The organism is Pseudomonas sp. 8_5_2 (assembly GCF_059295255.1).
This window is the reverse complement of the sequence record NZ_CM181238.1, coordinates 1128187-1153010: the sequence shown is the minus strand read 5'-3', so window position 1 is coordinate 1153010 and position 24824 is coordinate 1128187. Positions and strand designations below refer to the sequence as shown.

The 24824-nt window shown below is 63.5% G+C and carries 28 protein-coding genes and 1 pseudogene; 8 read left to right on the top strand and 21 right to left on the bottom strand.

Annotated features, from left to right (window positions below; genetic code table 11):
- The first annotated feature begins 128 nt into the window (after window positions 1-128).
- On the top strand, window positions 129-1328 hold the full coding sequence (locus tag AC5O5R_RS05200) for a CaiB/BaiF CoA transferase family protein (protein WP_172223264.1): 1200 nt from the start codon (window positions 129-131) through the stop codon (window positions 1326-1328).
- A gap of 20 nt (window positions 1329-1348) precedes the next feature.
- On the top strand, window positions 1349-2224 hold the full coding sequence (locus AC5O5R_RS05195; RefSeq protein WP_494515024.1) for a TIGR02285 family protein: 876 nt from the start codon (window positions 1349-1351) through the stop codon (window positions 2222-2224).
- A gap of 144 nt (window positions 2225-2368) precedes the next feature.
- On the opposite strand, the gene AC5O5R_RS05190 is transcribed toward AC5O5R_RS05195, so the two are convergent.
- From AC5O5R_RS05190 to xerD, 6 genes are all read right to left on the bottom strand, one after another.
- Complete coding sequence (locus tag AC5O5R_RS05190; protein ID WP_172223271.1) at window positions 2369-2650, bottom strand: DUF3509 domain-containing protein; 282 nt, start codon at window positions 2648-2650, stop codon at window positions 2369-2371.
- A 79-nt stretch (window positions 2651-2729) separates the two neighbouring features.
- Window positions 2730-3140: an ANTAR domain-containing protein gene (locus AC5O5R_RS05185; RefSeq protein ID WP_494515023.1), complete on the bottom strand. Its 411-nt coding sequence runs from the start codon at window positions 3138-3140 to the stop codon at window positions 2730-2732.
- Window positions 3141-3363: 223 nt separating this feature from the next.
- Window positions 3364-4773, bottom strand: a complete 1410-nt coding sequence (thrC, locus tag AC5O5R_RS05180) for a threonine synthase (RefSeq protein ID WP_172223277.1) — start codon at window positions 4771-4773, stop codon at window positions 3364-3366.
- Window positions 4774-4831: 58 nt separating this feature from the next.
- Window positions 4832-6136 (bottom strand): homoserine dehydrogenase, encoded by a 1305-nt coding sequence (locus AC5O5R_RS05175; protein ID WP_172223280.1) that lies wholly within the window; start codon window positions 6134-6136, stop codon window positions 4832-4834.
- An 82-nt stretch (window positions 6137-6218) separates the two neighbouring features.
- The gene (locus AC5O5R_RS05170) at window positions 6219-6962 is read right to left on the bottom strand and encodes a thioredoxin fold domain-containing protein (protein WP_172223283.1); all 744 of its coding nucleotides are present in this window, start codon (window positions 6960-6962) and stop codon (window positions 6219-6221) included.
- A 153-nt stretch (window positions 6963-7115) separates the two neighbouring features.
- Window positions 7116-8012: a site-specific tyrosine recombinase XerD gene (xerD, locus tag AC5O5R_RS05165; protein ID WP_172223287.1), complete on the bottom strand. Its 897-nt coding sequence runs from the start codon at window positions 8010-8012 to the stop codon at window positions 7116-7118.
- 68 nt (window positions 8013-8080) lie between these two features.
- Between xerD and AC5O5R_RS05160 the strand changes: the two are divergent.
- Window positions 8081-9172 (top strand): annotated as a pseudogene (locus AC5O5R_RS05160) (cation:proton antiporter); the annotation flags it as partial.
- A 180-nt stretch (window positions 9173-9352) separates the two neighbouring features.
- On the opposite strand, the gene AC5O5R_RS05155 reads toward AC5O5R_RS05160, so the two are convergent.
- The 6 genes from AC5O5R_RS05155 to ffh all read right to left on the bottom strand — a co-directional run bounded on the left by AC5O5R_RS05155 (window position 9353) and on the right by ffh (window position 13469).
- Window positions 9353-9763 (bottom strand): acyl-CoA thioesterase, encoded by a 411-nt coding sequence (locus tag AC5O5R_RS05155; protein ID WP_016485145.1) that lies wholly within the window; start codon window positions 9761-9763, stop codon window positions 9353-9355.
- A gap of 127 nt (window positions 9764-9890) precedes the next feature.
- Window positions 9891-10241 carry a 50S ribosomal protein L19 gene (gene rplS / locus AC5O5R_RS05150; RefSeq protein WP_003252148.1) on the bottom strand — a complete coding sequence of 117 codons (351 nt, stop codon included), beginning with the start codon at window positions 10239-10241 and terminating at the stop codon, window positions 9891-9893.
- Window positions 10242-10283: 42 nt separating this feature from the next.
- The gene (gene trmD / locus AC5O5R_RS05145) at window positions 10284-11036 is read right to left on the bottom strand and encodes a tRNA (guanosine(37)-N1)-methyltransferase TrmD (RefSeq protein ID WP_172223294.1); all 753 of its coding nucleotides are present in this window, start codon (window positions 11034-11036) and stop codon (window positions 10284-10286) included.
- A gap of 3 nt (window positions 11037-11039) precedes the next feature.
- Entirely contained in the window at window positions 11040-11576 is a 537-nt protein-coding gene (rimM, locus tag AC5O5R_RS05140; protein WP_172286732.1) for a ribosome maturation factor RimM, read from the bottom strand.
- 5 nt (window positions 11577-11581) lie between these two features.
- Window positions 11582-11833, bottom strand: coding sequence for a 30S ribosomal protein S16 (gene rpsP, locus AC5O5R_RS05135; RefSeq protein ID WP_011535318.1), 252 nt, complete (start codon window positions 11831-11833; stop codon window positions 11582-11584).
- 259 nt (window positions 11834-12092) lie between these two features.
- Window positions 12093-13469, bottom strand: a complete 1377-nt coding sequence (ffh, locus tag AC5O5R_RS05130; protein WP_172286731.1) for a signal recognition particle protein — start codon at window positions 13467-13469, stop codon at window positions 12093-12095.
- A 313-nt stretch (window positions 13470-13782) separates the two neighbouring features.
- Between ffh and AC5O5R_RS05125 the strand changes: the two genes are divergently transcribed.
- The 3 genes from AC5O5R_RS05125 (at window position 13783) to AC5O5R_RS05115 (ending at window position 17378) form a co-directional block, all read left to right on the top strand.
- A complete protein-coding gene (locus AC5O5R_RS05125; protein ID WP_172222201.1) occupies window positions 13783-14592 on the top strand; it encodes a cytochrome C assembly family protein in 810 nt (269 codons plus the stop codon).
- 9 nt (window positions 14593-14601) lie between these two features.
- Window positions 14602-15807, top strand: coding sequence for a transporter associated domain-containing protein (locus AC5O5R_RS05120; protein ID WP_494515022.1), 1206 nt, complete (start codon window positions 14602-14604; stop codon window positions 15805-15807).
- Between the two features lie 272 nt (window positions 15808-16079).
- Window positions 16080-17378, top strand: a complete 1299-nt coding sequence (locus AC5O5R_RS05115; protein WP_172222229.1) for an MFS transporter — start codon at window positions 16080-16082, stop codon at window positions 17376-17378.
- A 137-nt stretch (window positions 17379-17515) separates the two neighbouring features.
- On the opposite strand, the gene purT is transcribed toward AC5O5R_RS05115, so the two are convergent.
- The 5 genes from purT to AC5O5R_RS05090 all read right to left on the bottom strand — a co-directional run bounded on the left by purT (window position 17516) and on the right by AC5O5R_RS05090 (window position 20793).
- The gene (purT, locus tag AC5O5R_RS05110) at window positions 17516-18697 is read right to left on the bottom strand and encodes a formate-dependent phosphoribosylglycinamide formyltransferase (protein WP_172222234.1); all 1182 of its coding nucleotides are present in this window, start codon (window positions 18695-18697) and stop codon (window positions 17516-17518) included.
- Between the two features lie 76 nt (window positions 18698-18773).
- On the bottom strand, window positions 18774-19241 hold the full coding sequence (locus AC5O5R_RS05105) for a 7-cyano-7-deazaguanine/7-aminomethyl-7-deazaguanine transporter (RefSeq protein WP_172222237.1): 468 nt from the start codon (window positions 19239-19241) through the stop codon (window positions 18774-18776).
- A gap of 190 nt (window positions 19242-19431) precedes the next feature.
- On the bottom strand, window positions 19432-19635 hold the full coding sequence (locus tag AC5O5R_RS05100) for a DUF1289 domain-containing protein (protein WP_172222246.1): 204 nt from the start codon (window positions 19633-19635) through the stop codon (window positions 19432-19434).
- Window positions 19625-20149, bottom strand: coding sequence for a gamma carbonic anhydrase family protein (locus AC5O5R_RS05095; protein ID WP_172286729.1), 525 nt, complete (start codon window positions 20147-20149; stop codon window positions 19625-19627). Before AC5O5R_RS05095 ends, AC5O5R_RS05100 begins: the two co-directional genes overlap by 11 nt.
- Window positions 20150-20193: 44 nt before the next feature.
- Window positions 20194-20793: a CoA pyrophosphatase gene (locus tag AC5O5R_RS05090; protein ID WP_172222253.1), complete on the bottom strand. Its 600-nt coding sequence runs from the start codon at window positions 20791-20793 to the stop codon at window positions 20194-20196.
- 124 nt (window positions 20794-20917) lie between these two features.
- On the opposite strand from AC5O5R_RS05090, the gene AC5O5R_RS05085 reads away from it, so the two are divergent.
- Together AC5O5R_RS05085 and AC5O5R_RS05080 are read left to right on the top strand one after the other, a co-directional pair.
- Complete coding sequence (locus tag AC5O5R_RS05085; RefSeq protein WP_494512157.1) at window positions 20918-21469, top strand: NUDIX hydrolase; 552 nt, start codon at window positions 20918-20920, stop codon at window positions 21467-21469.
- A gap of 21 nt (window positions 21470-21490) precedes the next feature.
- Complete coding sequence (locus AC5O5R_RS05080) at window positions 21491-22045, top strand: L,D-transpeptidase family protein (RefSeq protein ID WP_172222260.1); 555 nt, start codon at window positions 21491-21493, stop codon at window positions 22043-22045.
- 50 nt (window positions 22046-22095) lie between these two features.
- Here AC5O5R_RS05080 and AC5O5R_RS05075 read toward each other — a convergent pair whose 3' ends face one another.
- From AC5O5R_RS05075 to AC5O5R_RS05060, 4 genes are read right to left on the bottom strand one after another with little or no spacing between them, the layout of a single operon-like run.
- Window positions 22096-22755, bottom strand: a complete 660-nt coding sequence (locus AC5O5R_RS05075) for a hypothetical protein (protein ID WP_494512156.1) — start codon at window positions 22753-22755, stop codon at window positions 22096-22098.
- Window positions 22752-23138 (bottom strand): type II secretion system protein GspM, encoded by a 387-nt coding sequence (gene gspM, locus AC5O5R_RS05070; protein WP_172222268.1) that lies wholly within the window; start codon window positions 23136-23138, stop codon window positions 22752-22754. Before gspM ends, AC5O5R_RS05075 begins: the two co-directional genes overlap by 4 nt.
- Window positions 23135-24211 (bottom strand): GspL/Epsl periplasmic domain-containing protein, encoded by a 1077-nt coding sequence (locus tag AC5O5R_RS05065; RefSeq protein WP_172222272.1) that lies wholly within the window; start codon window positions 24209-24211, stop codon window positions 23135-23137. Before AC5O5R_RS05065 ends, gspM begins: the two co-directional genes overlap by 4 nt.
- Window positions 24208-24798, bottom strand: coding sequence for a type II secretion system protein (locus AC5O5R_RS05060; RefSeq protein ID WP_172222276.1), 591 nt, complete (start codon window positions 24796-24798; stop codon window positions 24208-24210). The genes AC5O5R_RS05065 and AC5O5R_RS05060 overlap by 4 nt, the downstream gene beginning before the upstream one ends.
- Window positions 24799-24824: the final 26 nt, after the last annotated feature.

The following is a 24824-nucleotide window of genomic DNA, read 5'->3' as shown; positions in this document are numbered from 1 at the left end:
CGACGGGCTTCGTGCAAAAGAAAAGTGCAACAGTCTAACCTATCCACACCCTGCATGCGCCGCAGCAGTACCCGGCGCTACCGACCTATGATAAAACCACGGCTCTGCCCAGTTGCCACGGATGCCCCATGCCTACGCCCAGCAAACCCCTCGCCGGCCTCAAAGTCATCGAACTCGGCACCCTGATTGCTGGGCCGTTTGCGTCGCGCATCTGTGCCGAGTTCGGTGCCGAGGTGATCAAGGTCGAGTCGCCCGATGGCGGCGACCCGTTGCGCAAGTGGCGCAAGCTGTACGAGGGCACGTCGCTGTGGTGGTTCGTGCAGGCCCGCAACAAGCAGTCGCTGACCCTGAACCTCAAGCACCCCGAAGGCCGAGACATTCTGAAGCAGTTGCTGGCCGAGGCCGACATCCTGATCGAGAACTTTCGCCCGGGCGTACTGGAAAAGCTCGGCCTGGGCTGGGATGTGCTGCATGCGCTGAACCCGCGCCTGGTGATGGTGCGCCTGTCAGGCTTTGGCCAGACCGGGCCGATGAAAGACCAGCCAGGCTTTGGCGCCGTGGGCGAGTCGATGGGCGGCCTGCGCTACATCACCGGCTTCGAAGACCGCCCACCGGTGCGCACGGGCATTTCCATCGGTGACTCGATTGCCGCCCTGTGGGGGGTGATCGGCGCGCTCATGGCTTTGCGCCACCGCGAAGTCAACAACGGCCAGGGTCAGGTGGTGGACGTTGCGCTGTACGAGGCGATCTTCGCCATGATGGAAAGCATGGTCCCGGAGTTCGACGTGTTCGGTTTTATCCGCGAGCGCACCGGCAATATCATGCCGGGCATCACCCCCTCCTCCATCCATACCAGCGCGGATGGCAAACATGTGCAGATCGGCGCCAACGGCGATGCGATCTTCAAGCGCTTCATGCAGGCCATCGGCCGCCCCGACCTGGCCGACGACCCTGCGCTGGCCAGCAACGACGGCCGGGACCTGCGCCGCGACGAGCTGTACGGAGTGATCGACCGCTGGGCCAACAGCCTGCCGCTGGAACAGCTCATGCAGGTGCTGACCACGGCCGAAGTGCCGGCCAGCCGCATCTACTCGGCCGAAGACATGTTCAGCGACCCGCAGTACCTGGCACGCGAGATGTTTCTGCAGGCGAAGCTGCCCGATGGCAAACCGTTCCGCATGCCCGGCATCGTGCCCAAGCTGTCGGACACCCCAGGCTCCGCCGAGTGGGTCGGCCCGGCACTGGGCGAGCACACCGAAGCGCTGCTTGGCGGCCTGGGCTACGACCCAGCGGCCATCGCCAGCCTGCGCAAAGCCGGCACGGTCTGACCCTGGCGCTGCCCGGCCCCATGCGCGCTGCCCGCTGCTTACGCCGACTGGTCCTGCTGTGCGGGCTTCTGCCCGCATTGCTGCTGCAGCCTGCAAGCGCCAGAGAGCGCCTGTTCTGGCTGGTGCGTGACCTGCCGCCGTTCACCATCTTCGAAGGCTCGGAGAAAGGCCAAGGGGTGATCGACCAGTTGCTGCCCATTCTGATCGGGCAGATGCCCGAGTACGACCACAGCATCGTGCGGGTCAACCGCGCCCGTGGCATTCAGATGCTGCAAGACCCCAACAGTTTCACCTGCGACCCGACCCTGCTGTGGACCCCGGAGCGCGCCAGGTACGTGCACTTCTCCATGCCGTCGCTTGGTGTGTTGAGCGGGGGGCTGGTGCTGCGCCGGGAAAACCAGGCACTGGTTGAGCCGTTTCTGAGTGGGCAGGACGTGGACCTGCTCGCGCTGTTCAAACAGCCGGCACTGAAGCTGGGCATCGTTGCAGAACGCAGCTACGGCACCCAGATCGATACCATTCTGGGTCAGTTGCCCGGTACCTCGCTCAGCCGTCATTACGGCAACGACGCTACCGCCAACCTGCTGCAGATGCAGCAACTGGGTCGCCTGCGCATGGTGCTCGGCTACTGGCCCGAAGTGCGCTACCTGATCCAGCAACAAGGCGGGTCACTGACCGAGTACCAGTTCCATCCGGCGCAGGGCGTGGAGCGCTACCAGTTTTTGCATGTGGGGTGTTCCGACAGCCCGCTGGGGCGTGCTGCAGTGGCGCATATCGACCAGCTGTTGCCTGCGCTGCGCCACGATGTGCTGCCTGGGTTGTATGCGCGCTGGCTGGACCCTGCGTTGCGGGGAGACTACCTGGACGACAGCAAGCGCTTCTTCGAAACCCAATAACTGCCTGGCTGCGGATAAAAGAAACCCCGGACGCTGGGGAGGACGCCCGGGGCCAAGCGAAAGCCCTTCAGGACTTCCCGTGACAGCCATGCCAGCACCGGAGCAAAGCACTGGCTGGCTGCCCTACTGTGTCTGATACGCCACTCAGGCAAAGGTTCCCTGGGGTTGTTGGCGTTGCTGCAGGGCGGCGATCACACAGGGCTGCAATCGCCCTTCGGCTATCTGCAAATCACGGTGCAGACCATCCACCAGATCGATCAACAGGCGTTGCTCCTGCAACTGCCGCTCGCTGACCGTACGCCGCAGGGTGATGCCGGCGAGGCGGTCGTGAACGGTCAGTTGGCGATTACCGCTGGCATCGGCGAGGCCGAGGTGGGTCTGATAGGGGGTCAGTGCGTCGTTGAGCAGTCTGCAGATTCTTTCCATCCGTATCACTCGCTGCGTGGTGGGATATAAAGCAACTGACCAGCAAGCGCAGCGGAAAGTTCGCCACGCTGTGGCGGGTTCACTGAGCATGCGGGGCGGACATGACAGTTTGAATACGCCGCCCCTGGCCCAGTTGCAGAGCACTCAGCGCCTGTTGCAAGCGGGGCATCGACAACGGCCAGGGCAGCTCGGCCAGCACCCATAGACCGCGTTTTCTGGCCTCATCGGCGAGGTTGCGCTGCCTGGGGGTCGGCTGGCCGACAAATAGCAGAGCGCGGGGCTGTTGCTGCTGGGCGAGCAAGGCAAGGCCGGAGCGGGTTGGCATGGCATGGTCGATGACCAGCAGATCAGGGCGGCGTGCCGCATCAAGGCAGGCGTCGGTGCCCTCGCTCAGGCGCACATTGAAGATGCCCTGGGCATTGAGGGCCTGATGCAGGAGGATCTGGTGGGATGGGCGAGCCTGGTGGATCACCACGTAGGGCTGGTGCATGAGCCGCTCCTGGTGTGAGGACCGACTACGGTAGGCGTTGCGCTACGCGCACCTGAATAGGACGTTTCTGAGGGAATTGAAGGAAAAGACTGATAGTTCCGGGACTGCTACGCAGCCCATCGCCGGCAAGCCAGCTCCCACACGTATTGCACATGATCTCGGGTCTATGCGATCAAGGTGGGAGCTGGCTTGCCGGCGATGGGCCGCAGCGCGGCCCAGGCTATTACAGCGGCTTGCCGCGGTTGCCGTGCTGGCTGACAAAGCTTTGCACAGCCTTCAGGTCATTGGCCAGCACGGTGCAACGTTCCTCACGGCTGAACAGGTCGCTGAGGTGCGCCGGCAGCTCCAGCGCCCTACCTACACCGGCCTTCTCCACCGCTTCAGGGAACTTGACCGGGTGCGCAGTGCCCAGCACCACCATCGGCGTGTCCAGGCTGCGGCGGCATTCGCGGGCGGCCTTGACGCCGATCGCGGTGTGCGGGTCGAGTACTTCACCGGTGGCAGCGAACACTTCGGCGATGGTCTCGCAGGTCTGCTCGTCGCTGACGGCCAGGGAGTCGAACAGCTTGCGGGCTTCGGTCCAGCGATCTTGCTCGACGCTGAAGCCACCGCCTTGCTTGAAGTTAGCCATCAGCTCGGCGATAGCCGCACCATTGCGACCGTGCATGTCGAACAGCAGGCGCTCGAAGTTGGACGAGACCATGATGTCCATCGACGGCGACAGGGTGGCGTGCAGGGTTTCCTTCACGTACTGGTTGCCGCTCATGAAGCGGTGCAGGATGTCGTTGCGGTTGGTGGCGACCACCAGCTGGCTGACCGGCAGGCCCATGTTGCGGGCCAGGTAACCGGCGAAGATGTCGCCGAAGTTGCCGGTGGGTACCGAGAACGCCACCGAGCGCGCGGGGCCGCCCAGCTGCAGGGCCGCGTGGAAGTAGTAGACGATCTGGGCCATGATCCGCGCCCAGTTGATCGAGTTCACGGCCACCAGGCGGGTGCCTTTGAGGAACGACTGGTCAGCGAAGCTGGCCTTGACCATTTCCTGGCAGTCATCGAAGTTGCCTTCGATGGCGATGTTGTGAATGTTGTCGCCGAACAGCGTGGTCATCTGCCGACGCTGCACTTCCGACACGCGCTGGTGCGGGTGCAGGATGAAGATGTCGACGTTGTCGCAACGGCGGCAACCTTCGATGGCGGCCGAACCGGTGTCACCGCTGGTGGCGCCGATGATCACCACGCGCTCGTTGCGCTTGGCCAACACATGGTCGAGCAGGCGGCCGAGCAGTTGCAGGGCGAAGTCCTTGAACGCCAGGGTCGGGCCGTGGAACAGCTCCAGCACCCATTCGTTGCTGTTCAGCTGACGCAGCGGGGCAACCGCAGCATGGGCGAACTCGCCGTAGGTTTCTTCAAGGATTTTCTTGAAGTCGGCATCGGCGATGCTGCCTTCGACGAACGGGCGCATCACACGGAAAGCCAGTTCGTGATACGGCAGGCCGGCCCACGAAGCGATTTCTTCCTGGGTGAAGCGAGGCAGGTTTTCCGGGACGTACAGGCCGCCGTCACTGGCCAGGCCAGCCAGCAGTACGTCTTCGAAGTTCAGGGCCGGTGCCTGGCCGCGGGTACTGATATAGCGCATGGTGCAAACCTTCGATGCTGAGGCCGGGGCCACGCTGGCGGCCCGACGGCGCTATGTGTTAGTTGAGCTGTTCGACGCGAATGCGCACGACCTTGCCGACCACGTCCTGCAGGGCTTCCAGGGCGACGATGGCGTCGTTGATGCCCTGTTCGACCACACGGTGGGTCAGCAGGATCATCGGCACCAGGCCGTCCTGCTCCTCGGCTTCCTTCTGCATGATCGACTCTATGTTGATACCACGCTCCGAGAGGATGCTGGCCACCTGGGCCAGTACGCCCGGGTGATCCTTGGCCTGGATGCGCAGGTAGTAGGCGCTTTCGCAGGCCTCGATCGGCAGGATCGGGTGAGCCGACAGCGAATCAGGCTGGAAGGCCAGGTGCGGCACGCGGTTTTCCGGGTCGGAAGTCATGGCACGGACCACATCGACCAGGTCGCCGATCACCGACGAAGCGGTAGGCTCCATGCCAGCGCCGGCACCGTAGTACAGGGTGGAGCCGGCGGCATCACCGTTTACCATGACCGCGTTCATCACGCCGTTGACGTTGGCGATCAGGCGATCGGCCGGGATCAGCGTCGGGTGCACGCGCAGCTCGATGCCCTCGGCGGTGCGACGCGCCACGCCCAGGTGCTTGATGCGGTAGCCCAGGGCCTCGGCGTAGTTCACATCAGCGGTGGTCAGCTGGGTGATGCCTTCGGTGTAGGCCTTGTCGAACTGCAGCGGGATGCCAAACGCAATCGAGGCGAGGATGGTCAGCTTGTGCGCGGCATCGATGCCTTCCACGTCGAAGGTCGGGTCCGCTTCGGCGTAACCCAGCGCCTGGGCTTCGGCCAGTACGTCGGGGAAGGCGCGGCCTTTCTCGCGCATTTCGGTGAGGATGAAGTTGCCGGTGCCGTTGATGATGCCGGCCAGCCAGTTGATGCGGTTGGCCGACAGGCCTTCACGAATGGCCTTGATGACCGGAATACCACCGGCCACGGCCGCTTCGAAGGCGACGATGACGCCCTTCTCGCGCGCCTTGGCGAAGATTTCGTTACCGTGTACGGCGATCAGCGCCTTGTTGGCGGTAACCACATGCTTGCCGTTTTCGATGGCCTTGAGCACCAGGTCACGGGCCACGGTGTAGCCACCGATCAGCTCGATGACAATATCGATCTCCGGGTTGCTCGCAACTTCGAACACGTCAGCGGTAATGGGGGTACCGGTAATCTGGCAGTTCGGGTTCTGCGAGCGCATGGCAATCTGGGCCACTTCAATACCGCGCCCGGCACGGCGGGCAATCTCCTCGGCGTTGCGCTGAAGTACATTGAAGGTTCCGCCACCGACGGTCCCCAACCCACAGATGCCTACTTTGACCGGTTTCACTGTGAACTCCCCATTGAACGGCCGACACTTCGCCGACCGTGAAACATGCCGTCACCCCATGACGACGGCGTACTGAATTGTATTACTTGGCAAGTGCCAGCTTGGCGACCTGCGGTGCCGGCTGGTAGCCCGGAATGACCTGGCCGCTTTCCAGGACGATGGCTGGCGTGCCATTGACGCCGATCGACTGGCCCAGCTGGAACTGCTTGCCCACCGGGTTGGCGCACTTGGCCGCCTTGATTTCTTCGCCTTCGACCATCTTGTCCATCGCCCCGCGACGGTCGCTGGAGCACCACACGGCCTGCAACTGCTGGTCACCTGCCGAGCCGAGGCCCTGGCGCGGGAAGGCGACGTAGCGCACTTCGATACCGCGACGGTTCAACTCAGGCACTTCGGCATGCAGCTTGTGGCAGTACGGGCAGGTGGTGTCGGTGAATACGGTGATGTGTGACTTGGTCTCGCCCTTGGCAGGATAAACCACCATCTCGGCGGCTGGAATGCCATTGATGAGCTTGGCGATGCCCAGGCGTTCGGTTTTTTCAGTCAGATTGACCGGCTTGCCGTCCTGGATCTGGAACAGGTAGCCCTGCATCACGAACTGGCCGTCGCCGCTGGCGTACAACACGCGGCCACCCTGCAGCTTGACCTCGTAAAGGCCGCTGACCGGGCTGCTGGCCACGCTTTCTACAGGTACTTCCAGCTCGAGGTTCTGCAACGATTTACGGATGGCCTGCTCGGCACCGGCGTTGCTATCGGTTGCCGCAGCAACGGCAAAAGTACTGGCCAACGCCAACGCGGCGGCGGCGAAAAACTGGGTCACGCGCATGGGAACTCCTGAAGGCGGACAGGGGCCGGAGGGCGCCACCTGCGGAAAATACGCGGTGGCCGTGCGGCCCTTGGTGCAAACCGCCCAAGCCTACCACATCACACCGCCGGTGAAGGGCCTTGCAAGGACCGGTCGGCAGAACATGAAAAACATTCATCCACGCGGGTGGTGCTGGGCATGCAGTTGCTGCAAGCGGGCCTTGGCGACGTGGGTGTAGATCTGGGTGGTGGACAGGTCACTGTGGCCCAGCAGCATCTGCACCACGCGCAAGTCGGCGCCATGGTTGAGCAGGTGGGTGGCGAAGGCATGGCGCAAGGTGTGCGGCGACAGCGGCTTGTCGATGCACGCCACCCGGGCATGCTGCTTGATGCGATGCCAGAAGGTCTGGCGGGTCATCTGCTCGCCGCGCTGGCTGGGGAACAGCACATCGCTGGGGCGCCCGTTGAGCAGCTCGGCGCGGCCGTCGCGGGTATAGCGCTCCACCCACAGCACCGCTTCTTCGCCCATGGGCACCAGCCGCTCCTTGCTGCCCTTGCCCATTACCCGCAGCACACCCTGGCGCAGGTTGACCTGGTCCAGGGTCAGGCTGACCAGTTCGGTAACGCGCAGGCCGCAGGCGTACAGCACTTCCAGCATGGCCCGGTCGCGCTGGCCGATGGCTTCACCCAGGTCCGGGGCCAGCAGCAAGGCTTCGACGTCCGCCTCCGACAGCGACTTGGGCAATGGCTTGCCGAGCTGTGGCATGTCGATTTGCAGGGTCGGGTCGACGGCGACCAGCTTTTCCCGGAGCAAGTAGCGGAAGAAACCACGCAGCCCGGACAGGAAGCGCGCCGTCGAGCGAGGCTTGTAGCCTTGGTCGATGCGCCAGGCCAGATGATCGAGAATCAGGTCGCGGCCAGCGTCGGGCAGGGATACCGAATGCGCCTGCAGCCAGCCGTTGAACAGGGCCAGGTCGCTGCGGTAGGACACGCGGGTGTTATCGGACAGGCCTTTTTCCAGCCACAGGGCGTCGAGGAACTGGTCGATCAGGGGGTGGTCGAGGGCAGACATGAAATCTCGGTGGCAAACGACGAAATGGCGCTTAGTCTTTCATAACAACGCCGGCATAGGGAGGCCGCATGAACGAACAGCAGATCCTTCTCAGCGTCGGTGGCATTGGCGCCGCGGCACTCGCCTGCCAGTGGCTGGCCTGGCGCCTTAAGCTTCCAGCGATCCTGTTTCTGCTGCTGGCCGGCATCGTGGTCGGGCCGCTGCTCGGCTGGCTCGACCCGCAGGCACTGTTCGGCCCATTGCTGATGCCGCTGGTTTCACTGGCGGTGGCGCTGATCCTGTTCGAGGGCAGCCTCACCCTGCACCTGTCACAGTGGCGCGAGATCGGCAGCGTGGTGCACCGCCTTGTCACCCTCGGTGCGTTGTCGACCTGGCTGGTCATCGCGCTGGCGACCCACTGGCTGCTGGGCTTTGAATGGCAGCTGGCAATCCTCTTTGGTGCCCTGACCCTGGTCACCGGCCCCACCGTGATCGTACCGATGCTGCGCGTGGTCCGGCCCAACGCGACGATCGCCAACATCCTGCGCTGGGAAGGCATCGTCATCGACCCGATCGGCGCCTTGCTCGCGGTGGTGGTGTACAGCTTCATCATTGCCAGCGCCGACGGCAATGGCCTGACCCAGAGCCTGGGCACCTTTGCCGGGGTGATCTTCTGCGGCAGTGCGCTGGGCGCTGCGGGGGGCTGGTTGCTGGGGCAGATCATGCGCGAACAGTGGCTGCCGGAATACCTGCACAACCTGGCCTCGCTGGCCGCCGTGCTGGGCATCTTCATTGCCGCCAACCTGATCGTGCACGAGTCCGGGCTGTTGGCAGTGACGATCATGGGTATGTGGCTGGCCAACATGCGCGGGGTCGATGTGCGGCAGATCCTGCACTTCAAGGAAAACCTCAGCGTGCTGCTGATCTCCGGCCTGTTCATCCTGCTGGCCGCGCGGCTCGACTTGCATGCCCTGCTCGGGCTGGGTCCGGCGGTACTTGCGCTGCTGCTGGTGATCCAGTTGCTGGCACGGCCATTGAACGTGTTGCTGTCGACGCTGGGCTCTTCGCTGAACTGGCGTGAACGCGCCCTGCTGGCCTGGATAGCACCACGCGGCATCGTCGCCGCGGCGGTGTCGGCCATTTTTGCCATTCGCCTGCACGAGGCTGGCCATCAGGATGCTTTGGAGGACTACCAGGCGCTGCATGGCGAGCGCGCTCATCTGCTGTTTGCGCGTGATGCCCACGGCTGGGTGCATGTTTCAAGCCCCGACAACCCGCTGGCCCCACAGCCCGGCTGGACCCTGGTGGCACTGGTCGAGCCAGCCCCCGTCAGCGAAACGGCAGTTGCTGCAGGTTGAGATTCAGGCTTGCGGCAGCACCGGCACCGGGCGCTTGTCCTCATCGATGGCGACAAAGCTGAACACGCCATGGATCGCGCGCTCGCGGCCATCGAGGTACATGTTCTCGACGAACACGTCGACCTGCACCTGCAAGCTGGTGTTGCCCACCTTGACCACCGAGCCTACCAGCTCAACGATAGAGCCGGCGGGGATCGGGTGTTTGAAGTCGATGCGGTCGGTGGACACGGTCACCAGCGGCAGGCGACAGAAGCGGGTGGCGGCAATGAACGATACTTCGTCCATCCAGGCCAGGGCGGTGCCGCCGAACAGGGTGTTGTGGTGGTTGGTGGTGTTGGGGAATACCGCCTTGGTCACGCGGGTCACCGACAGCTCGGTGCGACGCTGGATTTCCTGGTCTCGGGTAGTGCTCATGGGCTACTCCATCGTAAGGCGGGCGTGCCAGTGCACACCCTTCGCGGGTAAACCTGCTCCCACAAAAAAGCAGCCCGAAGGCTGCTTTTTTCTCGCTAGGCGGCCTGGGCCACCGGGCAAACTGTACTCAGGACAGTTTTTCCTTGATGCGAGCGGCTTTGCCGGACAGGTCACGCAGGTAGTACAGCTTGGCTTTACGCACGTCACCACGACGTTTCACGGCCAGGCTGTCGATCTGCGGGCTGTAGGTCTGGAAGGTACGCTCTACGCCAACGCCGCTGGAGATCTTGCGCACGGTGAAGGCGCTGTTCAGACCGCGGTTACGCTTGGCGATAACGACGCCTTCGAACGCCTGCAGACGGGAACGCTCACCTTCCTTCACTTTAACCTGGACGACTACGGTGTCGCCTGGTGCGAAGGTCGGGATTTCCTTGCTCATCTGCTCGGCTTCGAGCTGCTGGATGATCTTGTTGGTCATGCTGTGCTCCTAAGATGGATACGTGATCCACCATCGATACGTTTAACTATCGTCCCGCTCGCGGAGATATTCCTCGAGCAGCTTCTTCTCTTCTCCAGAAAGTGAGCGACTTTCCAGAAGATCGGCGCGTCGTTCGAAGGTCCTACCAAGGGACTGCTTCATCCTCCAACGCCGGATATGTGCATGGTTGCCACTTAGCAACACGTCGGGAACACGCTGATCCGCATACACCTCAGGTCGGGTGTAGTGCGGGCAATCGAGCAGACCGTCGGTGAAGGAATCCTCTTCCGCCGAGTCCACATGCCCTAAAGCTCCGGGCAGCAGCCGCGTAACCGCATCGATCAGTACCATGGCCGGCAGCTCGCCACCGGAAAGCACATAGTCGCCAATCGACCACTCCTCATCGACATGAGCCTCGATAAAGCGCTCGTCGATGCCTTCATAACGACCGGCGATCAGGATCAACGATTCCTGTTCGGCCAGGCCTTTGACCGCCTGCTGAGTCAGCTTGCGGCCTTGCGGCGAAAGGTAGATCACCTTTGCCGATGCTCCGGTCGCTTGCCTGGCGTTAACCAGTGCGTCTTCCAGAGGCTTGATTTTCATCACCATGCCCGGACCACCGCCAAACGGCCGATCATCCACCGTGTGGTGACGATCTGTGGTGTAGTCCCGCGGGTTCCAGCAAGTCACCTGAAGCAACCCCTGTTTCACCGCACGGCTGGTAATGCCGTACTCCGTGATGGCCGAAAACATCTCGGGGAACAACGTGATGACGTCTACGCGAAGGTTACCCATCGTCTAGAAGTCCGCGTCCCATTCAACCCGCATCACGCCTGCTTCCAGGTCGATTGCCAGCACGCATTGCTCCGTATAGGGCAACAGACGCTCGCGATCATCCAGGCTGCCTGCGCAGGGTTTGACCACCATTACATCGTTCGCACCGGTCTCCAACAGGTGATCGACCTTGCCGAACAGGTGTTCGTCCTGGTTGATGACCTTCAGGCCTTGCAACTGGTACCAGTAGTACTCGTCGGCTGCCAGGTTGGGCAAAAGGCTCCGCGCAATGCAGATATCGTAACCGCTCAGAAGCCGGGCTTCATCGCGATCCTCGAGGCCTTTCAGTTTCACGACCAGGCCCTTTTGGGAGCCACGACCGCTGACCAGCTCGACCTGCTTTACCTTGCCTTCGTGCCGAAGCGTCCAGCGTGGATAATCCAACAGGTTTTCAATCGGATCGGTAAAGGAATACACCTTCACCTCGCCGCGAACGCCGTGAACCGAAAAAATCTTGCCAACGACGATGAGGTCGTCAGTCTTTTCTGGCGTCGCGTTCATACTGTTCAGGCAGCGGCCTTGGCAGCTTCCTTCAGCAGCTGAGCAACACGCTCAGACGGCTGTGCGCCCTGGCTCAGCCAGTAGGTGACGCGCTCTTGGTTGACCGACAGCTTGACTTCGGCGCCCGATGCGATCGGGTTGAAGAAGCCAACGCGCTCAACGAAACGGCCGTCACGGGCGTTACGCGAGTTGGTCACGGTCAGGTGGTAGAATGGGCGCTTTTTCGAGCCGCCACGGGCCAGACGAATGGTTACCATGTGAACATCGTTCCTATAGTCGGTGCTGCAGTTGATACAGCAGCTGGTACTGCAAATCTGAATGCCAAATAGGCACACGGGTGCCCAAAAGGCCGCATATTCTCGGGGAATACACGGACATTTGCAAATGACTTTTTCGGCAAGGCCATGGCCTACCGTCCAGATTTGCCGGTTGAGCCGCGAAATCCGCGGCAATTGCCCCGCCAGGGCGGGGTTTCTGGGTACCTGCCCGACAAAAGGCAGGCACCCGGAATAGGGGTTACAGCTTGGGCATGCCGCCGCCTGGCATCATGCCGCCCAGGCCGCGCATCATCTTGGCCATGCCGCCTTTGGCAGAGAATTTCTTCATCATCTTCTGCATTTGCTTGTGCTGCTTGATCAACCGGCCGATGTCCTGCACCTGAGTACCGGAGCCCAGGGCGATACGGCGCTTGCGTGAACCGCTGATCAGGTCGGGGTCGCGGCGTTCGGCCGGGGTCATGGAGTTGATGATCGCCTCCATCTGCTTGAACTGCTTCTCGGCCGCGCCCTGGGCGTTGCCCATCTGCGACAGATTCACCCCGCCGATGCTCGGCAGCTTGTCCATCAGGCCGCCCAGGCCGCCCATGTTCTTCATTTGTTGCAGCTGGTCGCGGAAGTCTTCGAGGTCGAAGCCTTTGCCTTTCTTCAGCTTTTTGGCCAGCTTGTCGGCCTTGGCCTTGTCGATGGTCTGCTCGGCCTGCTCGATCAGGCTGAGCACGTCACCCATGCCGAGGATGCGCGAAGCGACGCGGTCAGGGTGGAACGGCTCGAGGGCTTCGGTTTTTTCACCCATGCCGATGAACTTGATCGGCTTGCCGGTGATGGCACGTACCGACAGCGCGGCACCACCACGGGCGTCACCGTCGACCTTGGTCAGCACCACGCCGGTCAACGGCAGCGCCTCGCCAAACGCCTTGGCGGTGTTGGCGGCGTCCTGGCCGGTCATGGCGTCGACCACGAACAGGGTCTCGATCGGCTTGACCGCGGCGTGCAGCGCCTTGATCTCGTCCATCATGTCGGCGTCGATGTGCAGGCGGCCGGCGGTGTCGACGATGACCACGTCGATGAACTTCAGCTTGGCTTCACGGATGGCCGCTTCGGCAATGGCTACCGGCTTCTGGCTGATGTCGGACGGGAAGAAGGTCACGCCGATATCGTTGGCCAGCGTTTCCAGCTGCTTGATCGCCGCCGGGCGATAGACGTCGGCGGACACCACCATCACGCTCTTTTTCTTGCGTTCCTTGAGGAAGCGCGCCAGCTTGCCGGCGGTGGTGGTCTTGCCGGCGCCCTGCAGGCCGGCCATCAGCACCACAGCAGGCGGGGCAGCATTGAGGGCCAGGTCTTCGTTGGCCGCCCCCATCAGGCTCTCAAGCTCGGCCTGGACGATCTTCACGAACGCCTGGCCCGGGGTCAGGCTGCGCGACACTTCGGTGCCGACCGCACGTTCCTTGACGCTGTTGACGAAATCCTTGACCACCGGCAGGGCAACGTCGGCCTCGAGCAGGGCCATGCGCACTTCGCGCAGCGTGTCCTTGATGTTGTCTTCGGTCAGCTTGGCCTTGCCGGTGACATGGCGCAGCGTCTGTGACAGGCGGTCGGTCAGGTTTTCGAACATGGTGATCCTTTCAGGCCCAGTAAAAGCCGAGGTTTGTCAGGCGCCCTAGGGGGAATACACACCCGCCGGGCACAGCAAGGCGGCGATTATAGCGAAGTGCGGCGGCGGCGCACACCTTGGGAGATATTCGGTGGCTGTGCCTGCCTGTTCGCGGGTGAACCCCCACCCACAGGATCTTCACTACACTTGTGGCTTGCGCGGTACCTGTGGGAGCGGGTTCACCCGCGAATGCCGTTACGCGGCCTGCCAGTCTTCCTAGAGCGGCGGGATCTATGCCAAACTCCGTCTCTTTAAGGCTCGTCAACCAGGACTTATGGTCTCCTCACCCAGCCTCATCCCCAACCTGATCGCCGCCGGCCTCTATATAGCTGCAGCCGTCTACCAGGGCCTGCACCTGGCCCAGGGTCGCAAGGCCGACAAACGCCTGCTTGCCCTGCTGGGTGCCGTCGCGGTGCTCGCCCAGGCCGGCGCGCTGTTCTTCCAGCTGATCACCCCGCTGGGCCTGAGCCTGGACTTCTTCAGCGCTGCCAGCCTTATCGCCGTGGCCGTCATCGCCCTGACCCTGCTGGCCTGCATGCGCATACCGGTGGAAAACCTGCTGGTGCTGCTGTTCCCGCTGGGCGCGGTGACGGCGCTGCTGGCGCAGTTCGCGCCCCCCGGCACGGTGCCGCTGATCAACGAGGAGCCGGGCATCCTGGCGCATATCCTGTTGTCGATCCTGGCCTACGGGCTGTTCACCATCGCCGTGTTCCAGTCGCTGCTGTTGCTGCTGCAGGACCGTCAGCTGAAGAACAAGCACCCGTCCGGGCTGATTCGCAACTTCCCGCCGCTGCAAACCATGGAAAGCCTGCTGTTCGGCTTCCTCTGGGCCGGCTGGTGCCTGCTGTCGCTGTCGCTGATCTCGGGCTGGCTGTTCCTTGACAACCTGTTCGCCCAGCACCTGGTGCACAAGACTTTGCTGGCCTGTGTCGCCTGGGTGGTGTTCAGCGTGCTGCTGTGGGGCCGCACCCGCCTGGGCTGGCGTGGCCACAAGGCGATCCGCTGGACCCTGGCCGGTTTCTGCCTGCTGATGCTGGCCTATTTCGGCAGCAAGCTGGTTCGCGAATTCATTCTGCATATCTGACGGCCGCCCATGGACACCTTGCCGTACGCAACGCTATTGGGCACCTTGGCACTGGCGCTGCTGTGGGCAGCGCTGTTCACCGCCGTGGATGCCGCCCGCCTGCAACTCAATGGCTCGCTGCGCAACGGCGATGACGGTCAACCACCACTGCCAGCCCAGGCGCTGGTGCTTTGCGCCAGCCTGGGCAAGTTGCTGGTGCTGGGCCTGGCGTGCCTGATCGGGCAGCGCTACAGCGGTGAACACGGTTTCTGGCTGGCCGGCCTGGGCGCCGCCCTGGTATTGCTGGTTTTCGCCGAATTTCTGCCCCGGCGCCTGGCCAGGCGCAACCCGCAGGCACTTGTCAGCCTCGGTGTCAGCCTGCTGAAAGCGCCGCTGACACTGCTGCAACCCTTTGCCTGCCTGCTCGACGGCTGCGCGAAGCTGATCCTGCGCCCCTTCCGTGCACAGCCGACAGCAGTTGCCCTGCACGCGCAGGAAGACGACGACACGGATGAAGATGAAGCGCACGAGGCGCCGCGCCACGGCCTGCTCGACGGCCTGCAGTCACTGGACAAGGTCACCGTCAACGACATCCTGGTGCCACGCAACGAAGTGGACGGCATCAACCTCGACGAGCCGATGGAACGCATCATCGAGCAACTTATCGTCAGCCGCCACACCCGCTTGCCCGTCTACCACAACGATATCAACCAGGTCGAAGCGATCCTCAACACCAAGTTGATCAGCCACCTGCTGCCCAAGGCCGAGCTGACCCTTGAGGCACTGCACGGCGCCTGCTACGAGCCTTATTTCGTGCCAGAGAGCACGCCCTTGCAGATGCAGTTGCTGAACTTCCACAAGCAGCAGCGGCGCCTGGGCGTGGTGGTGGACGAGTACGGCGAAGTGCAGGGCATTGTCACCCTGGAAGACATCCTCGAAGAGATCGTGGGCGAGTTCGAGGACGAGCAAAGCCTGGGAAACCCGCACGTGCACCCACAGCCCGATGGCACCTTCGTGATCGACGGCACCGCCTCGCTGCGCGAGCTCAATCGCAGCCTTGGCTGGCATCTGCCTAGCGATGGCGGGCCAAAAACCCTCAACGGGCTGGTGACCGAAGCGCTGGAAAGCATCCCCGAAAGCGCCGTTTGCCTGAAGATCGGCCGCTATCGCCTGGAAATCCTCGAAACAGAGGACAATTGTGCCAGCAAGGTACTGGTGTGGACCGTGACCCGATAGCTATACTCCGGTCACGCTTACCCAGCCCCGCCGCCACGCCTGCTACCCGCACCCGGCGTTACACGGCCAGTCCGCTCCACTGACACGCCCTGCGGTCCTGCTTCAATACCCCGAACAGTGCCCGCCCCGCCCCTACCCCCCTTGGGCTATCGTCAGTCGGGCGCACACAACAACAAAACGCTCCGGCGCCCGCGCGACATGCCTGCCCTTTGCCTGGCACACCGCGCGAGCCATGCCCATGGAGCCGGACCAGACTGTTAGGGACCTACTTAATGACAAGCAGCACCTATGCCCAAGCCCCTGCCGCGCCGGTCAACTCGCCCGCGCGGGTAGCCACCGCAAGCTTCATCGGCACCGCCATCGAGTTCTACGATTTCTACGTGTATGCCACTGCCGCTGCCTTGGTAATCGGCCCGGTGTTCTTCCCGTCCGGGTCGGGTACCGCGCAGATGCTGGCGGCCTTCCTTACCTTCGGCATCGCCTTCCTTGCCCGGCCGCTGGGCTCGGCGTTGTTCGGCCACTTTGGTGACCGTATCGGTCGCAAGTCGACCCTGGTCGCCTCGCTGCTGCTGATGGGTGTGTCGACCACCGCCATCGGCGTGCTGCCGGGCTATGACAGCATCGGCGTCTGGGCGCCGATCATCCTCTGCCTGCTGCGCTTTGGCCAAGGCCTGGGCCTGGGCGGCGAATGGGGCGGCGCGGCTTTGCTGGCTACCGAGAACGCCCCGGAAGGCAAGCGCGCCTGGTTCGGCATGTTCCCGCAGCTGGGCCCTTCGATCGGGTTTCTGGCCGCCAACGGTCTGTTCCTGACCCTGGCCCTTACCCTCAGCGATGAACAATTCCGTGACTGGGGCTGGCGCATTCCGTTCCTGCTCAGCGCCGCGCTGGTACTGGTGGGGCTGTACGTGCGCCTGAAGCTCGAAGAAAGCCCGGTGTTCGCCACTGCCGTTGCGCGCCAGGAGCGGGTGAAAATGCCGGTGGTGGAGCTGTTCGCCAAGCATTGGCGGCCAACCCTGCTGGGCGCTGCAGCCATGGTGGTGTGCTATGCGCTGTTCTACATCTCCACGGTGTTCTCGCTGAGCTATGGCGTGACCACGCTGGGCTACAGCCGCGAAACATTCCTTGGCCTGCTGTGCTTTGCGGTGGTCTTCATGGCCTTGGCTACGCCGCTGTCGGCCTGGCTCAGCGACCGTTACGGGCGCAAGCCGGTACTGATCGTCGGCGGCGTGCTGGCGGTGGCATCGGGCTTTACCATGGAGCCGTTGCTGACCTCGGGGTCGACTACCGGCGTGGCGCTGTTCCTGGCCATCGAGCTGTTCCTGATGGGCGTGACTTTTGCGCCGATGGGCGCACTGCTGCCTGAGCTGTTCCCGACTCACGTGCGGTATACCGGGGCTTCGGCGGCGTATAACCTGGGCGGCATCGTCGGGGCCTCGGCGGCGCCGTTCTTTGCCCAGAAGCTGGTGAGCATGGGTGGGTTGAGCTGGGTGGGGGGTTATGTGTCGGCGGCGGCGGTGATCAGCCTGATTGCCGTGCTGTGCCTGAAAGAGACCCGCAATACCGAGCTTTGAGAAAGCCGGGGCTGCTTTGCAGCCCATCGCCGGCAAGCCAGCTCCCACAGGGATATACAGCCCTAGGGCCTTGTGGAGACCCTGTGGGAGCTGGCTTGCCGGCGAAAGGGCCGCAAAGCGGCCCCTTGGGTCCCGGCTCAGAACTCGACTTTGACCGCCTGCGCTGCCCGGGTCGCCTTGGCCCGCGCGGCTTCGACCGATTCGTCACGCGCCAGGCACACGCCCATGCGCCGGGTGCCGTTGATTTCCGGCTTGCCGAACAGGCGAATGGCGGTATCCGGCTCGCTCAGCGCTGCGCCCAGGTTGGCAAAGCTGGTTTGCTGCGACTGGCCTTCCGGCAAGATCACCGCCGACGCCGATGGGCCGAACTGACGCACGACCGGGATCGGCAGGCCAAGAATGGCGCGGGCATGCAGGGCGAATTGCGACAGGTCCTGGGAAATCAGGGTTACCAGACCAGTGTCATGCGGGCGCGGTGACACTTCGCTGAACCATACCTGGTCGCCTTTGACGAACAGTTCCACGCCAAACAGGCCGCGACCACCCAGCGCATCGGTGACCGCCTTGGCCACGCGCTGCGACTCGGCCAGCGCCTTGGGGCTCATGGCCTGCGGCTGCCACGACTCCTGATAGTCGCCCTTCTCCTGACGATGACCAACCGGCTCGAGGAACGTAGTACCACCGACGTGGCGTACGGTCAGCAAGGTGATTTCGTATTCGAAGTCGATAAAGCCTTCGACGATCACCCGGCCTTTGCCGGCGCGACCGCCTTCCTGGGCGTAGTCCCACGACGTCTGCAGGTCGGCATCGCTGCGCAGCAGGCTCTGGCCCTTGCCCGACGAGCTCATCACCGGCTTGACCACGCAGGGGTAGCCGACATCGGCCACGGCCTTGGCGTAGTCTTCGAAGGTGTCGGCAAAGTGGTACGGCGAGGTCGGCAGATCCAGCTCTTCGGCGGCCAGGCGGCGGATGCCTTCACGGTTCATGGTCAGCTGGGTGGCGCGGGCGGTCGGCACCACGTTGAAACCTTCGTTTTCCAGCTCCACCAGGGTGGCGGTGGCGATGGCTTCGATTTCCGGGACGATATAGTGCGGCTTCTCGGCCTCGATCACCGCGCGCAGGGCAACGCCATCAAGCATGTTGACCACGTGGCTGCGGTGCGCCACTTGCATTGCCGGGGCATTGGCGTAGCGGTCGACGGCGATCACTTCGACGCCCAGGCGCTGCAACTCGATCACCACTTCCTTGCCCAGCTCGCCACAGCCGCAGAGCAGTACACGGGTCGCGGTGGGCGACAAGGGGGTTCCGATACGGGTCATTTCAGGTCCTCGAAGGCATCCGGGGCCGTACCAGGCGTGGCACTGCCCGCTGAAAAAGGACCGCTATTCTACACCATCAACCGGCCACGGCAGCCCGCCGGGCGCGAAATGCCATGGCCAGCCACACGGCAGTGACACCGGCGAATTTCGAGGCCATGGCGGTGCCGATCACCGCAGGGGTCAGGGCGCCGATCATGCCGAAGAAGATGAACGTGTCCACCGGAATACTCAGCGCCGAACTCAGCCACAGGCGGTCGCGCAGTGGCCGGCGGGTGATGCTGAACACCAGCCAGTCGATCAGCTCGGAAATGAAGAACGCAGTGGCACTGGCCAGGGCGATGGCCGGCTCCGAGGTCACATAGGACAGCACCAGGGCCACCAGCATCGCGACCAGCGCGCCATGGCCGAAGCGGGTCTGCACCATGTCACGCAGGATAAACACCAGGCCGCCCCAGGCAGACCAGATGATGTCCAGGTGCGGGGCGCTGGAGAACGCGAAGTTGATCAGCACTACGCTGCTGATATAGGCAATGAGATAGAACATGGGCAGTGACCGTCGGGCAAGCGGCACAGATTACTTGATTTTCAGGTCAATGGCAGCTTGATCAAGCAGGTGTGTTACCTGCACTGGCCCTATCGCCGGCAAGCCAGCTCCCACAGTGATCGTGCAAAACCTCAGGCCACATGGACTACCTGTGGGAGCTGGCTTGCCGGCGATGAAGCCAGCACTGTGTTCAGCCTCCGATAATCAGGCCGGCCTCCACTGCCCTTTCATGGCAGCGTTTCAGCACCACCCGGCGCTCGTCGTTGTCCATCCGACCCCAGCGGCCAATTTCGGCCACGGTACGCTGGCACCCGGTACAGATATCCTGCTCATCCAGCGCACAGATGCTCACACACGGCGAGGCCACCGGCCGCTCTGCAACTTCACTCATCATCAACCACCAACTCCTGCGCATAACGCCGGGCATTGTGCACGTAATGCGCAGCGCTGGCTTCGAGCATGCGCATCTGCTGCTCGGTCAGCTCACGCACCACCTTTCCCGGCGAGCCCATGACCAGCGAACCATCAGGAATTTCCTTGCCCTCTGCGATCAGCGCATTGGCGCCGATGATGCAATGCCTGCCAATGCGCGCGCCGTTGAGGATCACCGCATTGATGCCGACCAGGCTGTAGTCGCCCACCGTGCAGCCATGCAGCATGGCGTTGTGGCCAACGGTCACCCCTTTCCCCAAGGTGAGCGGCGAGCCCATGTCGGTGTGCATCACCGTGCCATCCTGGACATTGCTGCCCTCGCCGATGTCGATCAGCTCGTTGTCCCCGCGCAGCACCGCGCCAAACCACACGCTGGCATCAGCATGCAGGCGAACGTTGCCGATCAACGTGGCGTTAGGGGCGGCCCAACTGGTGGGGTGACACTCGACCCGCAGGTCGCCCAGGCGGTATTTCATGAAGGTTCCTCAGGCTAGGACACAGTTGGCAGGGTTGGCCCCGCTCAGATTTCGATATAACGCTCGGGCGGCTGGTGCAGGCTGATGCCGGCATCGAACAGCAGGTTGACCAGCTCGACGATCATGATCGCCGACAGCCCCCAGATCTTGTATTCGCCGTAACGATAGCTGGGCACGTACCAGCTACGCCCCTGGTAGTCGATACGGTGGGTATGGTCACGCGGGTCCTGGCGGAAGAATTCGAGCGGCACGGTGAATACTGCCGCGATCTCGGCGTCGTTGGCGCGGTATTCGACAAAGTCCGGGATTACCCCGACGAATGGCGTCACTTTCAGACCATGCAGCGATATCAGCGGGCTGAGCGGGCCCAGCACTTCGACCAGGCCGGGCGGCAAGCCGATTTCTTCTTCGGCTTCGCGCAGCGCAGTGAATACCAGGTCTGGGTCTTCGGGGTCGCGACGACCACCGGGAAAAGCCACTTCACCACCGTGGGTGGACAGGCCCTTGGCGCGCAGTGTCAAGACCAGTTCGGGCGCTTCGCTGCGAGTAATGGGCAAAAGGACCGCCGCTTCCGGAAACCGTCGGTCGGTTTCCAGTGACGCGGGTTGGTGGTTGCTCATTCGGCGAAGTAGCTCGTCCAGCATTGCGCACGCTCGTATCCAAGGCCTGTCTTGCATGATGCACCAAAGCCGCGAAGCACCCAAGCCCCGCGCACTTGCGACGGCCCGGCAGGCACGCCAAGATAGCCTTGAGCAAAAGGACCCCCCTATGAAATTCTGCAGCGCGTGTGGCCAGCCGGTCACTCAGCGGATCCCCGAGGGCGACAGCCGCCTGCGGTATGTCTGCGACCATTGCCAGACCATCCACTACCAGAACCCCAACATCGTCGCCGGCGTGCTGCCGACCTGGGGCAGCCGGGTACTGCTGTGTCGGCGTGCCATCGAGCCGCGCCGAGGCTACTGGACCTTGCCCGCCGGTTTCATGGAGAACGGCGAAACCCTCGACCAGGCCGCCCGTCGCGAAACCGTAGAGGAAGCCTGCGCCAGGGTCGGGCCGCTGAGCCTGTACCGGCTGTTCGACCTGCCGCACATCAACCAGGTGCATGTGTTCTTCCGCGCCGAACTGGCGGACCTTGATTTTGCGGTCGGTGTCGAAAGCCTGGAGGTGCAGCTGTTCGAAGAGCACGAGATACCGTGGAGCGAGCTGGCTTTCCGCACCGTCACTCTCACACTAGAATGCTACTATCGCGACCGCATCGGGCAGCACTACCCCATAGGCCATGAATACCTGCCGCCGATGACCGTCCCGACCACCACCTAGAACCCTTCAGGGATACGTTACATGCGCTGGTTGCTTGCCTTTTTCTGCCTTTGCGTTACCTCGGTGTCCCAGGCGGCCTTCACCGAGACCATCGTCCGCAAGCCCCTGCCGGCAGCGCAAACTCCGTCGCCTTCGCAGCAGGCCATGCAACCGCTGATCGACAAGGTACTGGTGATCAAGTCCGAACGCCGCCTGCAGTTGATCAGCCGTGGCGAGCCGCTGAAAACCTACCGTATCTCGCTGGGCAAGCAGCCCAAGGGTGCCAAGGAACGAGAAGGCGACAAGAAAACCCCCGAAGGCCTGTACTGGCTGGACTGGCGCAAGCAAAGCGACCGTTTCAACCTGGCCATGCACATCAATTACCCGAACATCAGCGATGCAGCCCGCGCCACCCGTGAAGGGGTGAGTGCCGGCAGCATGATCATGATCCATGGCACGCCGCTGAACGATGAATACCCGGAATGGTACTTCCATACCCTGGACTGGACGGACGGCTGCATTGCCATGCGCAACCGCGACATGCAGGAAGTGTGGGAACTGGTGCGCGATGGGACGTTGATCGAGATTCGGCCCTGACCTAGCGACCTGCAGCAGGCTCTGCAGGTCGAAATCCGTACATCAGTTGCCTACCAGTGAAGGTTTCGCTGCCCTGCCAACGCTTGCGGTCCGAGCCACTGTGCACCACGCAACAACGGCGTCAGCGCCGCCTCGGGCTGCAATTCGAACACTACCTGCGCCTGGCGCTGTTGCAGGTCGGCCTCCAGGGTCAATTGATGCTGGCTCTGTTGTGTCAGATGCCCACGCAGGCGCCAGCCGCTGGCGCAGTCGATTTCCAGCCAGCCCTCGCCCAAACCCAGCGACCACGGGGCGCTCAGTGCAAGGTCGGTGACCGTCAAGCGGCCCTCGCTGGCTCTACATTGGCGCCCTCCCCCCTCCAGCCGTATCGTCCCCTGCCACTGGCCAGCCAGGCGGTAGTCCGTGAACGCCGTAGCCTGGGCACCCATTGGCACTGCCTGCAACTGCCAGCGCCACGGCCAGCCTTCGGCGCGCAACTGCCAGGTTTGGCCCTGAAAGCCCAACTGCAGGTTCGCCTGCAAGCGCCAAGGCTGCACCGCCCAGCGCAAGGGGCCGACCACCCCCATCTGTTGCGCCTCGCCTAGCCACAGGCTGCCACTGACATCACGCATGGGCAGGCCAAACGCACGCGCCACCCAGCTGGCCGGCAGTTCGACCAGCAGCGTCAACACGAAGACCAGCACAACCCATGCCGCTGCCCGACGCCTCATGGTTGAACCACCAGATCAAAACCCAACCCCTTGCCCTCTCGCTCCATGCCCCATTGCAAGGGCTGTAGGCCCTCTGCTCGCAACATCTGCAACCAGCCTTCCAGCTCGCGTCCATCGACCACCTGGCCGCGCAGTTTCCAGGTGCTGCCCTGCGCATCCACCTCAGCCAGTTCAATCCCCCGTGCCTGGGCCGATTGGCGAAGCCGCTCCAGGTTCAACCCAGGCCCGCCCTTCAGGCCGGCAGCCTGCTCGGCCAAAGCGCGCCACTGGCTGAGCTCTCGCCATTGCGCAACACCTGCGCGCAGGGCCAGGAAGGCCAGCAACAGGGCTATCAGTACCCAGGCGAAGGCCAATCGATGACGTTGCAGCCATTCGCGGTTCATGAGGTCGCTCCCAGATCGAACACCACCTGCCCACCGTTCACCTGCACGGAGGCGCCGGCAGCGCTGGCCATGTCCTGCCAAGGCGGCGCACTGCCCTCGCCCTCCAGGTGCAGGTGCCAGCGCTGGCCATCAAAGCGCACCGCCAGCAGACGCCAGTCGGGGTGGCTGCGCAGCCACGCCTGCAATGCCGATTGCAGGCCGTGCAGCTGGCGGCTGTGCAGTTGCTGTTGCAGTTCGCTTTCGCGCAGGCGTTTGAGGGCTTGCGCGGCATGCCGCGGGCTGGCCTGCTCGCCGGTTACCGCAATAACCTGGCTGCGCCAGAGTTGCGCCTGACGCCATTGCTGGTTCAGCCACAGGCCGCTCCATACAGCGGCCAGCACCAGGCAGGCGGCGAGCAGACGTCGTTGTTGCCGCGACGCCAGCGGCAACGCTTGCGTCCTGTAGGTGCGTTCGAACAGGCCGGGCAGTTTTTCCAGCACTGCGAATGTGCTTGGCCAATTGCCGCTCAGCGCCACCGTCTGTAGCTGCGCCCACGGCTGCCGCGGCACGTCACCCAGCACTTGCGGCCATGCCAGCCAGTGCTCCTGCCCGTCCTCGGCCAGCCCTTTGTACAACGACACACCAGGTGTGCGCTGCCATTGCCAGGCGCTACCCGGCTCAGGCGTGGGCAGCAGTTGCAACTCTGCCCAGCAGCGCTCGACCTGCAAGCCCCATGCGGCACACTGCCCACGCCAGTCTTCCAGTTGCTGACGCGCGACCACCAGCAGGCGAAGGTGCCCAGGCTCACGGGCCAGGCAGGCGCAGGCGACCTCCTCGGTGGCCTGCAGCAGGCGGTCTTCGAGCAACAACGGCCACTCTTCGCGCTTGAGCCCGGGTGGCGCCGGCACCCGGAAACGGCTGCTGGCCTCGGCAGGCAGGATCAATGCCACGCGAGCCTGGAGGTTCGCCGGCGGCTCGCCCTGCCCTTCATCTTGCACGTTACTGCCCGCAACCAGTGCCCAGTGCCAGACCGGGCCCGGGCGCAGCAACAGCCAAGGCTGTGGCGGTGCATGCCGCCGCCATTCAAACTTCATGAGCGCCCCCAAGGGAGGGCGAAAGTGCAGACATAGGGTGCTCCGTCACGCTGCAGTTCCACACGCACGCCACGCCCGGGGTGCGCGGGTTGATCGGAAGGCCAGGCCAGCCAGCGGCCGCCCTGGTAATACAGGACATTCATGGCGCTGACCCGCTCCAGCCGCTCGCGTCGTACCCAGTGTGGGGCCGTGGCGGCGTACAGGTCGGCCGAGCTTTCCAGCAGCAGGCGCTGCTCGCGGGCGTCCAGGCGCAGGCGCTGACGTTGCAGGCGCGAGCCGCCTTCGGCCTCGGGCAGGCCGGTAGTAGCGACCCACAGCAATTGCTTGCTTGCCGGTTGCCAGTCCAGCCAGCGGCTGGTCTGGGGCAGGCGCTGCTCATAGACGCGGCGCAGCACCGGGCTGTCGAAACGGCGCTCCAGGGCCAGGCAGAAATCCAGCACCGAGGTTTCCTGGGTAGTCACTTGCAGGCGTTCACGTACCTTGAGCCACCCGTTGACCAGCGCGGCGAGCATGATGCCGAGCAAGGCGGTCAGGGCCAGGGCGACCATCAGTTCGATCAGGGTCAGGCCGGCCTGGCGGTGTTTCATGGGTTGATTCTCGGATTTGATGCTTG